This is a genomic window from Exiguobacterium antarcticum DSM 14480, from assembly GCF_000685865.1.
In the GTDB taxonomy this organism is placed as follows: Bacteria; Bacillota; Bacilli; order Exiguobacteriales; family Exiguobacteriaceae; genus Exiguobacterium_A; species Exiguobacterium_A antarcticum.
Window position 1 is genome coordinate 1486958 of record NZ_JMKS01000003.1, and the last position, 15307, is coordinate 1502264.

4 protein-coding genes, 6 tRNA genes and 6 rRNA genes are annotated in these 15307 nt (G+C 51.0%); all 16 read left to right on the forward strand.

The window, feature by feature from the left end; translation table 11 throughout:
* The first annotated feature begins 265 nt into the window (after positions 1 to 265).
* Positions 266 to 1827, forward strand: a 16S ribosomal RNA gene (locus tag P404_RS0108505).
* 167 nt (positions 1828 to 1994) lie between these two features.
* Positions 1995 to 4910: ribosomal RNA gene (locus P404_RS0108510) — 23S ribosomal RNA — on the forward strand.
* 94 nt (positions 4911 to 5004) lie between these two features.
* Positions 5005 to 5120: ribosomal RNA gene (rrf, locus tag P404_RS0108515) — 5S ribosomal RNA — on the forward strand.
* Positions 5121 to 5129: 9 nt separating this feature from the next.
* A tRNA-Val gene (locus P404_RS0108520) sits at positions 5130 to 5205 on the forward strand.
* Between the two features lie 21 nt (positions 5206 to 5226).
* Positions 5227 to 5302: transfer RNA gene (locus P404_RS0108525), tRNA-Thr, on the forward strand.
* Positions 5303 to 5360: 58 nt separating this feature from the next.
* A tRNA-Leu gene (locus P404_RS0108530) sits at positions 5361 to 5447 on the forward strand.
* 32 nt (positions 5448 to 5479) lie between these two features.
* Positions 5480 to 5553 (forward strand) — tRNA-Arg (locus P404_RS0108535).
* A gap of 5 nt (positions 5554 to 5558) precedes the next feature.
* Positions 5559 to 5635, forward strand: a tRNA-Pro gene (locus P404_RS0108540).
* 21 nt (positions 5636 to 5656) lie between these two features.
* Positions 5657 to 5732: transfer RNA gene (locus P404_RS0108545), tRNA-Ala, on the forward strand.
* Between the two features lie 128 nt (positions 5733 to 5860).
* Positions 5861 to 7422: ribosomal RNA gene (locus tag P404_RS0108555) — 16S ribosomal RNA — on the forward strand.
* Positions 7423 to 7589: 167 nt separating this feature from the next.
* Positions 7590 to 10505 (forward strand): 23S ribosomal RNA (locus tag P404_RS0108560).
* A gap of 94 nt (positions 10506 to 10599) precedes the next feature.
* Positions 10600 to 10715 (forward strand): 5S ribosomal RNA (gene rrf, locus P404_RS0108565).
* The 16S, 23S and 5S rRNA genes sit together here with 6 tRNA genes alongside, the layout of an rRNA operon.
* Positions 10716 to 10855: 140 nt before the next feature.
* Positions 10856 to 11311 (forward strand): CtsR family transcriptional regulator, encoded by a 456-nt coding sequence (locus tag P404_RS0108570; protein WP_014969123.1) that lies wholly within the window; start codon positions 10856 to 10858, stop codon positions 11309 to 11311.
* 16 nt (positions 11312 to 11327) lie between these two features.
* Entirely contained in the window at positions 11328 to 11756 is a 429-nt protein-coding gene (locus tag P404_RS0108575; protein ID WP_026830516.1) for a hypothetical protein, read from the forward strand.
* Positions 11749 to 12822, forward strand: coding sequence for an ATP--guanido phosphotransferase (locus P404_RS0108580; protein ID WP_026830517.1), 1074 nt, complete (start codon positions 11749 to 11751; stop codon positions 12820 to 12822). The genes P404_RS0108575 and P404_RS0108580 overlap by 8 nt, the downstream gene beginning before the upstream one ends.
* Positions 12822 to 15269, forward strand: coding sequence for an ATP-dependent protease ATP-binding subunit ClpC (clpC, locus tag P404_RS0108585; RefSeq protein ID WP_014969126.1), 2448 nt, complete (start codon positions 12822 to 12824; stop codon positions 15267 to 15269). Before P404_RS0108580 ends, clpC begins: the two co-directional genes overlap by 1 nt.
* Positions 15270 to 15307 lie beyond the last annotated feature (38 nt).

Genomic DNA, 15307 nt, shown 5'->3' on the forward strand with positions numbered 1-15307 from the left:
CTAATAAAACACTTGTCTAAACAAAAACTCCATGGTATATTATTTCTTGTGCCGCAAATGGTTGTGACACACCGAAAAAAATATCGAGAAAAGTTATTGACAATCGTGTCGGTGACTTGGTAAGATATTAAAGTCGCTGAAAACGACACGACGAACTTTGAAAACTGAACGATGAGGCAAAAAACGTATCTTCGGATACAAACAATGAATGAAGCGCAAGCTTCGTCAACGTGACTCCGGTCACAACAACGAGCAAGTCAAACACTTTATGGAGAGTTTGATCCTGGCTCAGGACGAACGCTGGCGGCGTGCCTAATACATGCAAGTCGAGCGCAGGAAGCTCACGGAACTCTTCGGAGGGAAGTGAGGGGAATGAGCGGCGGACGGGTGAGTAACACGTAAGGAACCTGCCTTAAGGATTGGGATAACTCCGAGAAATCGGAGCTAATACCGGATAGTTCTTCAGACCGCATGGTCTGATGATGAAAGGCGCTTCGGCGTCACCTTGAGATGGCCTTGCGGTGCATTAGCTAGTTGGTGGGGTAATGGCCCACCAAGGCGACGATGCATAGCCGACCTGAGAGGGTGATCGGCCACACTGGGACTGAGACACGGCCCAGACTCCTACGGGAGGCAGCAGTAGGGAATCTTCCACAATGGACGAAAGTCTGATGGAGCAACGCCGCGTGAGTGATGAAGGTTTTCGGATCGTAAAACTCTGTTGTAAGGGAAGAATAGGCGTGAGAGGTAATGCTCATGCTATGACGGTACCTTACGAGAAAGCCACGGCTAACTACGTGCCAGCAGCCGCGGTAATACGTAGGTGGCAAGCGTTGTCCGGAATTATTGGGCGTAAAGCGCGCGCAGGCGGCCTTTTAAGTCTGATGTGAAAGCCCCCGGCTCAACCGGGGAGGGTCATTGGAAACTGGAAGGCTTGAGTACAGAAGAGAAGAGTGGAATTCCATGTGTAGCGGTGAAATGCGTAGAGATGTGGAGGAACACCAGTGGCGAAGGCGACTCTTTGGTCTGTAACTGACGCTGAGGCGCGAAAGCGTGGGGAGCAAACAGGATTAGATACCCTGGTAGTCCACGCCGTAAACGATGAGTGCTAGGTGTTGGGGGGTTTCCGCCCCTCAGTGCTGAAGCTAACGCATTAAGCACTCCGCCTGGGGAGTACGGCCGCAAGGCTGAAACTCAAAGGAATTGACGGGGACCCGCACAAGCGGTGGAGCATGTGGTTTAATTCGAAGCAACGCGAAGAACCTTACCAACTCTTGACATCCCCTTGACCGCTTGAGAGATCAAGTTTTCCCTTCGGGGACAAGGGTGACAGGTGGTGCATGGTTGTCGTCAGCTCGTGTCGTGAGATGTTGGGTTAAGTCCCGCAACGAGCGCAACCCCTATCCTTAGTTGCCAGCATTTAGTTGGGCACTCTAGGGAGACTGCCGGTGACAAACCGGAGGAAGGTGGGGATGACGTCAAATCATCATGCCCCTTATGAGTTGGGCTACACACGTGCTACAATGGACGGTACAAAGGGCAGCGAGACCGCGAGGTGGAGCCAATCCCAGAAAGCCGTTCCCAGTTCGGATTGCAGGCTGCAACTCGCCTGCATGAAGTCGGAATCGCTAGTAATCGCAGGTCAGCATACTGCGGTGAATACGTTCCCGGGTCTTGTACACACCGCCCGTCACACCACGAGAGTTTGCAACACCCGAAGCCGGTGAGGTAACCGCAAGGAGCCAGCCGTCGAAGGTGGGGTAGATGATTGGGGTGAAGTCGTAACAAGGTAGCCGTATCGGAAGGTGCGGCTGGATCACCTCCTTTCTAAGGAAAACGTCCCGTAAGGGACATGCCCATCGTTCAGTTTTGAGAGCTCGTCTCTCAGTCTCGATAAGAGACACTCGCACCTTGAAAACTGAAGACATCAACAAGACATCAAACTTTTTATAACCATGTCATTAGACGTGTGTTCTTAGAATACCAAAATGCTAGATCAAGGTATGAAGGGCGTACGGTGGATGCCTTGGCACTAGGAGCCGATGAAGGACGCGACGAACAGCGATATGCTTCGGGGAGCAGTAAGTATGCTTTGATCCGAGGATTTCCGAATGGGGGAACCCACCATCCGTAATGGGATGGGACATGTTACATGAATACATAGTGTAGCGTGAGGCAGACCCGGGGAACTGAAACATCTAAGTACCCGGAGGAAGAGAAAGCAAATGCGATTCCCTGAGTAGCGGCGAGCGAAACGGGAACAGCCCAAACCGGAGAGCATGCTCTCCGGGGTTGTAGGACACTCTATACGGAGTCAAAAAGGAAGACAGTAGGTGAACGACCTGGAAAGGTCGGCCGAAGAAGGTGACAGCCCTGTAGCTGAAACTGTTTTCCCTCCAGAGTGGATCCTGAGTACGGCGGGACACGTGAAACCCCGTCGGAATCCGGGAGGACCATCTCCCAAGGCTAAATACTCCCTAGTGACCGATAGTGAACCAGTACCGTGAGGGAAAGGTGAAAAGCACCCCGGAAGGGGAGTGAAATAGATCCTGAAACCGTATGCCTACAAGTAGTCAGAGCCCGTTAATGGGTGATGGCGTGCCTTTTGTAGAATGAACCGGCGAGTTACGATAGCGCGCGAGGTTAAGCTGATGAGGCGGAGCCGTAGCGAAAGCGAGTCTGAATAGGGCGCCATAGTGCGTTGTCGTAGACCCGAAACCAGGTGATCTACCCATGTCCAGGATGAAGGTCAGGTAACACTGACTGGAGGTCCGAACCCACGCACGTTGAAAAGTGCGGGGATGAGGTGTGGGTAGCGGTGAAATGCCAATCGAACCTGGAGATAGCTGGTTCTCCCCGAAATAGCTTTAGGGCTAGCCTCGAGGTTGAGAGTTCCGGAGGTAGAGCACTGATTGGACTAGGGGCCCCCACAGGGTTACCGAATTCAGTTAAACTCCGAATGCCGGCAACTTATACTCGGGAGTCAGACTGCGAGTGATAAGATCCGTAGTCAAGAGGGAAACAGCCCAGACCGCCAGCTAAGGTCCCAAAGTGTATGTTAAGTGGAAAAGGATGTGGCGCTGCCTAGACAGCTAGGATGTTGGCTTAGAAGCAGCCACCATTCAAAGAGTGCGTAATAGCTCACTAGTCGAGTGGCGCCGCGCCGAAAATGTAACGGGGCTAAACATACCACCGAAGCTGCGGATTCCGTAAGGAATGGTAGGGGAGCGTTCCAAACCGCTGTGAAGCTGTACCGTAAGGAGCAGTGGAGCGTTTGGAAGTGAGAATGCCGGTGTGAGTAGCGAAAAGAGGGGTGAGAATCCCCTCCGTCGAAAGCCCAAGGTTTCCTGAGGAAGGCTCGTCCGCTCAGGGTTAGTCTGGACCTAAGCCGAGGCCGAAAGGCGTAGGCGATGGATAACAGGTTGATATTCCTGTACCACCGATCCACCGTTTGAACAATGGGGGGACGCAGGAGGATAGTGACGCATGCGGATGGAAGTGCATGTGTAAGTTTCGAGACCGTCTGATTGGCAAATCCGTCAGGCATCAAAGTCGAGGAACGATGCGGAGTCCCGTAGGGACGAAGGTCACGATTTCACACTGCCAAGAAAAGCCTCTAGTGAGGTGGAAGGTGCCAGTACCGTAAACCGACACAGGTAGGCGGGATGAGAATTCTAAGACGCGCGGGATAACTCTCGTTAAGGAACTCGGCAAAATGGTCCCGTAACTTCGGGAGAAGGGACGCTCTACATTGAGTAGAGCCGCAGTGAATAGGCCCAAACGACTGTTTAGCAAAAACACAGGTCTCTGCTAAATCGCAAGATGACGTATAGGGGCTGACGCCTGCCCGGTGCTGGAAGGTTAAGGGGATGGGTTAGCGCAAGCGAAGCTTTGAACCGAAGCCCCAGTAAACGGCGGCCGTAACTATAACGGTCCTAAGGTAGCGAAATTCCTTGTCGGGTAAGTTCCGACCCGCACGAAAGGCGTAACGATTTGGGCACTGTCTCAACGAGAGACCCGGTGAAATCATAGTACCTGTGAAGATGCAGGTTACCCGCGACAGGACGGAAAGACCCCATGGAGCTTTACTACAGCCTGATATTGAGGCTTTGTGCATGATGTACAGGATAGGCGGGAGACGTCGAGACCGGAGCGCCAGCTTCGGAGGAGTCACCCTTGGGATACCGCCCTTCATGCATAGAGTCTCTAACTCGCAGCCGTCATCCGGCTGGAGGACCGTGTCAGGCGGGTAGTTTGACTGGGGCGGTCGCCTCCTAAACAGTAACGGAGGCGCCCAAAGGTTCCCTCAGAATGGTTGGAAATCATTCGTAGAGCGCAAAGGCAGAAGGGAGCTTGACTGCGAGACCTACAAGTCGAGCAGGGACGAAAGTCGGGCTTAGTGATCCGGTGGTTCCGCATGGAAGGGCCATCGCTCAACGGATAAAAGCTACCCTGGGGATAACAGGCTGATCTCCCCCAAGAGTCCACATCGACGGGGAGGTTTGGCACCTCGATGTCGGCTCATCGCATCCTGGGGCTGGAGTAGGTCCCAAGGGTTGGGCTGTTCGCCCATTAAAGCGGTACGCGAGCTGGGTTCAGAACGTCGTGAGACAGTTCGGTCCCTATCCGTCGTGGGCGCAGGAAATTTGAGGAGAGCTGTCCTTAGTACGAGAGGACCGGGATGGACGCACCGCTGGTGTACCAGTTGTTCCGCCAGGAGCATCGCTGGGTAGCTACGTGCGGACGGGATAAATGCTGAAAGCATCTAAGCATGAAGCCCCCTCCAAGATGAGATTTCCCTTTGAGTAATCAAGAAAGACCCCTCAGAGACGATGAGGTAGATAGGTCACGGGTGGAAGCATGGCGACATGCGGAGCTGAGTGATACTAATCGGTCGAGGCTTTGTTCTAGCAGATGATCTTGTTGATGACTTCAGTTTTGAGGGCGCGAGCTTTTCAAAAAAGTTCTTGACGTTATGGAAACATAATGTTAAGATGGTAGATGTCTGGTGGCGATAGCCAAGTGGTCACACCCGTTCCCATGCCGAACACGGAAGTTAAGCACTTGAACGCCGAAAGTAGTTGGGGGCTTCCCCCTGTGAGGATAGGACGCTGCCAGGCGATAAATATGGAGGATTAGCTCAGCTGGGAGAGCATCTGCCTTACAAGCAGAGGGTCGGCGGTTCGATCCCGTCATCCTCCACCATTTTTAATTTTTATTACACTTGCCGGTGTAGCTCAGCTGGTAGAGCAACTGACTTGTAATCAGTAGGTCGCGGGTTCGACTCCTGTTGCCGGCACCATTTTCATCTTAAATATCATCAAACTTAAAAAAGTTTAGATGCTACCTTTTATCACCCTGCCGGGGTGGCGGAACTGGTAGACGCACAGGACTTAAAATCCTGCGGGGGTTTCCCCGTGCCGGTTCGATTCCGGCCCTCGGTACCATTTTTTAATGTAACTGTTTGATTATATACCCCGCACCCTTAGCTCAGCTGGATAGAGTACTTGACTACGAATCAAGGGGTCGGGAGTTCGAATCTCTCAGGGTGCACTTTTCGGGAAGTAGCTCAGCTTGGTAGAGCACTTGGTTTGGGACCAAGGGGTCGCAGGTTCGAATCCTGTCTTCCCGACCATCTTCAATTTAATCCCTTAATGGGGCCTTAGCTCAGCTGGGAGAGCGCCTGCCTTGCACGCAGGAGGTCAGCGGTTCGATCCCGCTAGGCTCCACCAAATTATCTTTATGACGAACTTTGAAAACTGAACGATGAGGCAAAAAACGTATCTTCGGATACAAACAATGAATGAAGCGCAAGCTTCGTCAACGTGACTCCGGTCACAAAAACGAGCAAGTCAAACACTTTATGAAGAGTTTGATCCTGGCTCAGGACGAACGCTGGCGGCGTGCCTAATACATGCAAGTCGAGCGCAGGAAGCTCACGGAACTCTTCGGAGGGAAGTGAGCGGAATGAGCGGCGGACGGGTGAGTAACACGTAAGGAACCTGCCTCAAGGATTGGGATAACTCCGAGAAATCGGAGCTAATACCGGATAGTTCTTCAGACCGCATGGTCTGATGATGAAAGGCGCTTCGGCGTCACCTTGAGATGGCCTTGCGGTGCATTAGCTAGTTGGTGGGGTAATGGCCCACCAAGGCGACGATGCATAGCCGACCTGAGAGGGTGATCGGCCACACTGGGACTGAGACACGGCCCAGACTCCTACGGGAGGCAGCAGTAGGGAATCTTCCACAATGGACGAAAGTCTGATGGAGCAACGCCGCGTGAGTGATGAAGGTTTTCGGATCGTAAAACTCTGTTGTAAGGGAAGAATAGGCGTGAGAGGTAATGCTCATGCTATGACGGTACCTTACGAGAAAGCCACGGCTAACTACGTGCCAGCAGCCGCGGTAATACGTAGGTGGCAAGCGTTGTCCGGAATTATTGGGCGTAAAGCGCGCGCAGGCGGCCTTTTAAGTCTGATGTGAAAGCCCCCGGCTCAACCGGGGAGGGTCATTGGAAACTGGAAGGCTTGAGTACAGAAGAGAAGAGTGGAATTCCATGTGTAGCGGTGAAATGCGTAGAGATGTGGAGGAACACCAGTGGCGAAGGCGACTCTTTGGTCTGTAACTGACGCTGAGGCGCGAAAGCGTGGGGAGCAAACAGGATTAGATACCCTGGTAGTCCACGCCGTAAACGATGAGTGCTAGGTGTTGGGGGGTTTCCGCCCCTCAGTGCTGAAGCTAACGCATTAAGCACTCCGCCTGGGGAGTACGGCCGCAAGGCTGAAACTCAAAGGAATTGACGGGGACCCGCACAAGCGGTGGAGCATGTGGTTTAATTCGAAGCAACGCGAAGAACCTTACCAACTCTTGACATCCCCTTGACCGCTTGAGAGATCAAGTTTTCCCTTCGGGGACAAGGGTGACAGGTGGTGCATGGTTGTCGTCAGCTCGTGTCGTGAGATGTTGGGTTAAGTCCCGCAACGAGCGCAACCCCTATCCTTAGTTGCCAGCATTTAGTTGGGCACTCTAGGGAGACTGCCGGTGACAAACCGGAGGAAGGTGGGGATGACGTCAAATCATCATGCCCCTTATGAGTTGGGCTACACACGTGCTACAATGGACGGTACAAAGGGCAGCGAGACCGCGAGGTGGAGCCAATCCCAGAAAGCCGTTCCCAGTTCGGATTGCAGGCTGCAACTCGCCTGCATGAAGTCGGAATCGCTAGTAATCGCAGGTCAGCATACTGCGGTGAATACGTTCCCGGGTCTTGTACACACCGCCCGTCACACCACGAGAGTTTGCAACACCCGAAGCCGGTGAGGTAACCGCAAGGAGCCAGCCGTCGAAGGTGGGGTAGATGATTGGGGTGAAGTCGTAACAAGGTAGCCGTATCGGAAGGTGCGGCTGGATCACCTCCTTTCTAAGGAAAACGTCCCGTAAGGGACATGCCCATCGTTCAGTTTTGAGAGCTCGTCTCTCAGTCTCGATAAGAGACACTCGCACCTTGAAAACTGAAGACATCAACAAGACATCAAACTTTTTATAACCATGTCATTAGACGTGTGTTCTTAGAATACCAAAATGCTAGATCAAGGTATGAAGGGCGTACGGTGGATGCCTTGGCACTAGGAGCCGATGAAGGACGCGACGAACAGCGATATGCTTCGGGGAGCAGTAAGTATGCTTTGATCCGAGGATTTCCGAATGGGGGAACCCACCATCCGTAATGGGATGGGACATGTTACATGAATACATAGTGTAGCGTGAGGCAGACCCGGGGAACTGAAACATCTAAGTACCCGGAGGAAGAGAAAGCAAATGCGATTCCCTGAGTAGCGGCGAGCGAAACGGGAACAGCCCAAACCGGAGAGCATGCTCTCCGGGGTTGTAGGACACTCTATACGGAGTCAAAAAGGAAGACAGTAGGTGAACGACCTGGAAAGGTCGGCCGAAGAAGGTGACAGCCCTGTAGCTGAAACTGTTTTCCCTCCAGAGTGGATCCTGAGTACGGCGGGACACGTGAAACCCCGTCGGAATCCGGGAGGACCATCTCCCAAGGCTAAATACTCCCTAGTGACCGATAGTGAACCAGTACCGTGAGGGAAAGGTGAAAAGCACCCCGGAAGGGGAGTGAAATAGATCCTGAAACCGTATGCCTACAAGTAGTCAGAGCCCGTTAATGGGTGATGGCGTGCCTTTTGTAGAATGAACCGGCGAGTTACGATAGCGCGCGAGGTTAAGCTGATGAGGCGGAGCCGTAGCGAAAGCGAGTCTGAATAGGGCGCCATAGTGCGTTGTCGTAGACCCGAAACCAGGTGATCTACCCATGTCCAGGATGAAGGTCAGGTAACACTGACTGGAGGTCCGAACCCACGCACGTTGAAAAGTGCGGGGATGAGGTGTGGGTAGCGGTGAAATGCCAATCGAACCTGGAGATAGCTGGTTCTCCCCGAAATAGCTTTAGGGCTAGCCTCGAGGTTGAGAGTTCCGGAGGTAGAGCACTGATTGGACTAGGGGCCCCCACAGGGTTACCGAATTCAGTTAAACTCCGAATGCCGGCAACTTATACTCGGGAGTCAGACTGCGAGTGATAAGATCCGTAGTCAAGAGGGAAACAGCCCAGACCGCCAGCTAAGGTCCCAAAGTGTATGTTAAGTGGAAAAGGATGTGGCGCTGCCTAGACAGCTAGGATGTTGGCTTAGAAGCAGCCACCATTCAAAGAGTGCGTAATAGCTCACTAGTCGAGTGGCGCCGCGCCGAAAATGTAACGGGGCTAAACATACCACCGAAGCTGCGGATTCCGTAAGGAATGGTAGGGGAGCGTTCCAAACCGCTGTGAAGCTGTACCGTAAGGAGCAGTGGAGCGTTTGGAAGTGAGAATGCCGGTGTGAGTAGCGAAAAGAGGGGTGAGAATCCCCTCCGTCGAAAGCCCAAGGTTTCCTGAGGAAGGCTCGTCCGCTCAGGGTTAGTCTGGACCTAAGCCGAGGCCGAAAGGCGTAGGCGATGGATAACAGGTTGATATTCCTGTACCACCGATCCACCGTTTGAACAATGGGGGGACGCAGGAGGATAGTGACGCATGCGGATGGAAGTGCATGTGTAAGTTTCGAGACCGTCTGATTGGCAAATCCGTCAGGCATCAAAGTCGAGGAACGATGCGGAGTCCCGTAGGGACGAAGGTCACGATTTCACACTGCCAAGAAAAGCCTCTAGTGAGGTGGAAGGTGCCAGTACCGTAAACCGACACAGGTAGGCGGGATGAGAATTCTAAGACGCGCGGGATAACTCTCGTTAAGGAACTCGGCAAAATGGTCCCGTAACTTCGGGAGAAGGGACGCTCTACATTGAGTAGAGCCGCAGTGAATAGGCCCAAACGACTGTTTAGCAAAAACACAGGTCTCTGCTAAATCGCAAGATGACGTATAGGGGCTGACGCCTGCCCGGTGCTGGAAGGTTAAGGGGATGGGTTAGCGCAAGCGAAGCTTTGAACCGAAGCCCCAGTAAACGGCGGCCGTAACTATAACGGTCCTAAGGTAGCGAAATTCCTTGTCGGGTAAGTTCCGACCCGCACGAAAGGCGTAACGATTTGGGCACTGTCTCAACGAGAGACCCGGTGAAATCATAGTACCTGTGAAGATGCAGGTTACCCGCGACAGGACGGAAAGACCCCATGGAGCTTTACTACAGCCTGATATTGAGGCTTTGTGCATGATGTACAGGATAGGCGGGAGACGTCGAGACCGGAGCGCCAGCTTCGGAGGAGTCACCCTTGGGATACCGCCCTTCATGCATAGAGTCTCTAACTCGCAGCCGTCATCCGGCTGGAGGACCGTGTCAGGCGGGTAGTTTGACTGGGGCGGTCGCCTCCTAAACAGTAACGGAGGCGCCCAAAGGTTCCCTCAGAATGGTTGGAAATCATTCGTAGAGCGCAAAGGCAGAAGGGAGCTTGACTGCGAGACCTACAAGTCGAGCAGGGACGAAAGTCGGGCTTAGTGATCCGGTGGTTCCGCATGGAAGGGCCATCGCTCAACGGATAAAAGCTACCCTGGGGATAACAGGCTGATCTCCCCCAAGAGTCCACATCGACGGGGAGGTTTGGCACCTCGATGTCGGCTCATCGCATCCTGGGGCTGGAGTAGGTCCCAAGGGTTGGGCTGTTCGCCCATTAAAGCGGTACGCGAGCTGGGTTCAGAACGTCGTGAGACAGTTCGGTCCCTATCCGTCGTGGGCGCAGGAAATTTGAGGAGAGCTGTCCTTAGTACGAGAGGACCGGGATGGACGCACCGCTGGTGTACCAGTTGTTCCGCCAGGAGCATCGCTGGGTAGCTACGTGCGGACGGGATAAATGCTGAAAGCATCTAAGCATGAAGCCCCCTCCAAGATGAGATTTCCCTTTGAGTAATCAAGAAAGACCCCTCAGAGACGATGAGGTAGATAGGTCACGGGTGGAAGCATGGCGACATGCGGAGCTGAGTGATACTAATCGGTCGAGGCTTTGTTCTAGCAGATGATCTTGTTGATGACTTCAGTTTTGAGGGCGCGAGCTTTTCAAAAAAGTTCTTGACGTTATGGAAACATAATGTTAAGATGATAGATGTCTGGTGACGATAGCCAAGTGGTCACACCCGTTCCCATGCCGAACACGGAAGTTAAGCACTTGAACGCCGAAAGTAGTTGGGGGCTTCCCCCTGTGAGGATAGGACGTTGCCAGGCCATTGAAAGGACCGATCTGCATATGCAGATCGGTCCTTTTTGTGTATACCAAATGAAAAGACTAAATGGTTGCATTTCACTTTTAAGATGATTACTATTAAATCAAACAATAGTCAAAGATGGTCAGAGAGGTGGTGCCCATGCAAAACATCACAGATATCATCGAAGCCTATTTAAAGCAGATTTTACATGATGAGAAAAAAATTGAAATCAAACGTCAAGAAATTGCTGAACGTTTTGATTGTGTACCATCACAAATCAACTATGTCATCAATACCCGTTTTACGATTGAAAAAGGTTATTTTGTTGAAAGTAAGCGTGGTGGTGGCGGTTATATCCGGATTCAAAAAATCGTAATTTTGGATAGCCATGATCTGTTAGACGAGATGAGCCGATGGATTGGGAATGACTTGACGGAACAAGCAGCGGAAGATTATTTGATTCGCTTAGTGAATGAACAACTTTTAACACGACGTGAAGCCATTGTCGTCCAATCCTTGTTACAAAAAGAAAGTTTGCCGATGGTACTTGAAGATCAACGTCGTATGCGGGCTCATTTGATGCAGACACTTTTGAAAACAATCAAACGACTTTGACACGGGAGGAATGTGTATGCGTTGTCAACGGTGTGGTGAACGTGAAGCCGTTGTCCGTGTCAAACTTCCACAAGATACAGAGGAAACCGAACAAGTACTCTGTTCGGTTTGTGTAAAGGAAATGGCCAAAGCCTATCAAGAAACAGCTTGTCCTTCATGTGGAATGACACGTCAACAGGTATTACATTTACGAAAAGTTGGGTGTGCGACATGCTATTCGTTTTTTAAAGAAGAAGTCGATGGGATGATTCGCCAATTTCAACACGGTCATACGAAACATTATGGTTCACGGCCTGAAGAAGAGTCGGTCGAAAGACGTTTATCGCAACAATTAAGTCGACTCAAAGAACAGTTGAATCGTAAGATCTTATCAGAAGATTATGAAGAAGCCGAGGTCCTGAAACAACAAATTTTAAATGTGGAGGAGGATTTGCGCCATGTTTGAAAAATTATTGACGCAACCTCTTAGCGAAAAGATGAATCAACAAGCACCCTACGATGATATCGTCGTCTCGACCCGGATTCGTTTAGCTCGGAATGTCACCCATTATCCGTTCTCGACAAGATTGACAGAAACGCAGGCTGCTGCCTTGATTGATGAAACTGAGCGACAGCTATCGGGGTTAAAAGGGTTTCAATTCGGACGGGTCGACCAAGTCGATGCTTTAACACGAACTGCTTTAGTAGAAAAACATTTAATCAGTCCGGCACTCGCAACTCATCCACGCACAGGACTCTTTGTGAGTGAAGATGAACAAATTAGTGTCATGGTGAATGAAGAAGATCATTTCCGCATTCAGACATTGTTACCCGGCCTGCAACTAGAAGAGGCTTTTCGGGTAGCGAAACAAGTCGATCTGTTGATTAGTGAACGCTTTAAAATCGCTTTTGACGATACACTTGGTTACTTGACGACTTGTCCGAGCAACGTCGGCACAGGTCTTCGTGCGTCTGTGATGTTACATTTGCCTGGTCTTGTCCTAACGAATCAAATCCAAGGCTATATCAAACACTTGCGACAGCTGGGTTTTGCGATTCGTGGACGTTACGGCGAAGGTAGCGATGCGTCTGGAAGAATGTTTCAATTGTCGAATCAACGGACGCTTGGAGCGAGTGAAGATATGCTGATTACCGATTATCAATTCGCCGTCGAAGCATTAATTGAGGCGGAACAAGCCGCAAGAAAAGGATTATTGGAGATGTATCAAGAAGAACTAGAGGACCGGTTGTATCGGTCGTACGGCATTCTAAGATCTGCGCGTTTGATTACGGCGCGAGAAGCGACGGAACGGTTATCCGATGTTCGGTTGGCTGACAGCTTAGGTTTAGCAGTCGAACTTCCGCCAAGTTTGTTCCATCATTTACTCGTATCGTTACAAACAGGTTTTCTACAAAAGCATTTCGGGAAACAATTAACATCAAGAGAACGGGACATCGAACGAGCGACTGTCATTCGCGAGATGTTAACCGAGCAGACAAAAAGGGATCACACACAAGGAGGTTTTGCGTAATGATGTTTGGACGATTCACAGAACGTGCTCAACGCGTACTCGCACTTGCTCAAGAAGAAGCGGTACGTCTTGGTCACCATAATATCGGGACAGAACATATTTTACTCGGACTTGTACGTGAAGGAGACGGGATTGCGGCGAAAGCATTAACGGCACTCGGACTCAGTTCAGATAAGATTCAAATGGAAGTCGAAGCATTGATCGGTCGTGGTCAAGATGGTGCGACGACGATTCACTATACACCACGTGCGAAAAAGGTTATCGAACTTTCGATGGATGAAGCGCGTAAACTGGGTCACTCGTATGTCGGAACAGAACACCTCTTGCTCGGTTTGATCCGTGAAGGAGAAGGTGTCGCGGCACGTGTCTTAAACAACCTCGGGATCAGTCTCTCAAAAGCGCGTCAACAAGTATTACAACTGTTAGGCAACAGTGAAACGACAGCAAACGCCTCACAAGCTGGATCAGGCGTCGCGACACCAACGCTTGATGGTCTGGCTCGTGACTTGACACAGCAAGCTCGTGAGACACGTCTTGACCCAGTCATTGGTCGTGCAAAAGAAATCCAACGTGTCATTGAAGTCTTAAGCCGCCGGACGAAAAATAATCCCGTCTTAATCGGGGAACCAGGTGTTGGTAAAACAGCTGTCGTCGAAGGACTAGCGCAACAAATCGTCAATAATGAAGTGCCGGAGACGTTACGGAATAAACGCGTCATGGTACTCGACATGGGGACACTCGTCGCGGGCACGAAGTATCGTGGTGAGTTTGAAGATCGGTTGAAGAAGGTCATGGACGAAATTCGTCAGGCTGGTAACATCATTCTCTTCATCGATGAACTGCACACGTTGATCGGTGCTGGTGGAGCAGAAGGTGCGATTGATGCGTCGAACATCCTGAAACCATCACTCGCACGTGGGGAACTTCAATGTGTCGGAGCAACGACACTTGATGAGTACCGGAAATACATCGAAAAAGATGCGGCACTCGAACGTCGTTTCCAACCAATCCAAGTTGCTGAGCCCACAACGGATGAAGCAACACAAATCTTGTTTGGTCTTCGTGACCGTTATGAAGCACATCACCGTGTCACCATCACGGATGAAGCGATTCACGAAGCGGTTACACTTTCGGATCGGTACATTTCGGACCGTTTCCTACCGGATAAAGCCATCGACCTGGTTGATGAAGCAGCTTCGAAAGTCCGTCTTCGTTCGTATACAGCACCACCCAACTTAAAAGAAGTCGAAGCAAAGCTTGAAGGTATTCGTAAAGATAAAGATGAAGCCGTTCAAAGTCAGGAATTCGAAAAGGCAGCAAGTCTTCGCGACACGGAACAAAAATTGCGCGACGAGCTGGAGCGTTTGAAAGAGGAATGGCAGAACAAGCAAGGCAACGAAAAACTTGAAGTCACAAAAGACGATATCGCACAAGTCGTCGCCAACTGGACAGGTGTTCCCGTCACGAAAATCGCGGAAGAAGAAACAGATCGTTTATTGCGTCTCGAAGAAATTCTTCATGGTCGCGTCATCGGTCAAAACGAAGCGGTTAAATCCATTTCAAAAGCCATCCGTCGTGCTCGGGCTGGACTCAAAGATCCAAAACGTCCGATTGGTTCGTTTATCTTCCTCGGTCCGACTGGTGTCGGTAAAACGGAACTCGCACGAGCGGTTGCGGAAGCGATGTTCGGTGACGAGGATGCCATCATCCGAATCGACATGTCTGAGTACATGGAGAAACATGCGACAAGTCGCCTAGTCGGTTCGCCTCCGGGATATGTCGGGTATGAAGAAGGCGGTCAATTAACAGAAAAAGTTCGCCGCAAACCATACTCTGTCATCTTGCTCGATGAGATCGAAAAAGCGCACCCTGAAGTCTTCAACATCTTACTTCAAGTGCTGGATGACGGACGTTTGACGGATTCAAAAGGTCGCACTGTCGACTTCCGGAATACAATCATCGTCATGACATCAAACGTCGGAGCAAGTGCACTCAAACGAAATAAATATGTTGGATTTGCCGTATCAGATGACACGGATCGTGAGTATAAAGACATGAAGGGTAAAGTCATGGATGAGTTGAAAAAAGCCTTCCGCCCTGAGTTCTTGAACCGGATCGACGAAACGATCGTCTTCCACTCACTTGAGAAGAAACACATCGAAGAAATCGTTAAATTGATGGCTAAAACGCTTGAAAAACGACTTGCTGAACAACAAGTGCATTTCGAGTTGACGCCAGCTGCGCTCTCGAAAATTGCGGATATCGGATATGATCCAGAGTACGGAGCGCGTCCGATTCGCCGTGCGCTTCAACGTGAAGCGGAGGATCGTTTGTCGGAAGCCTTGCTTGCGGGAGACATCCAAAAAGGTGAACGTGTAGCACTTGATGTCGAAGATGGCGAATTCATCGTCCGCCGTCATCAAGCTGAACCAGCAACCACTGAATAAGTGATCAACAGGGTCCAGCTTTCGCAAGTATGAGGCGA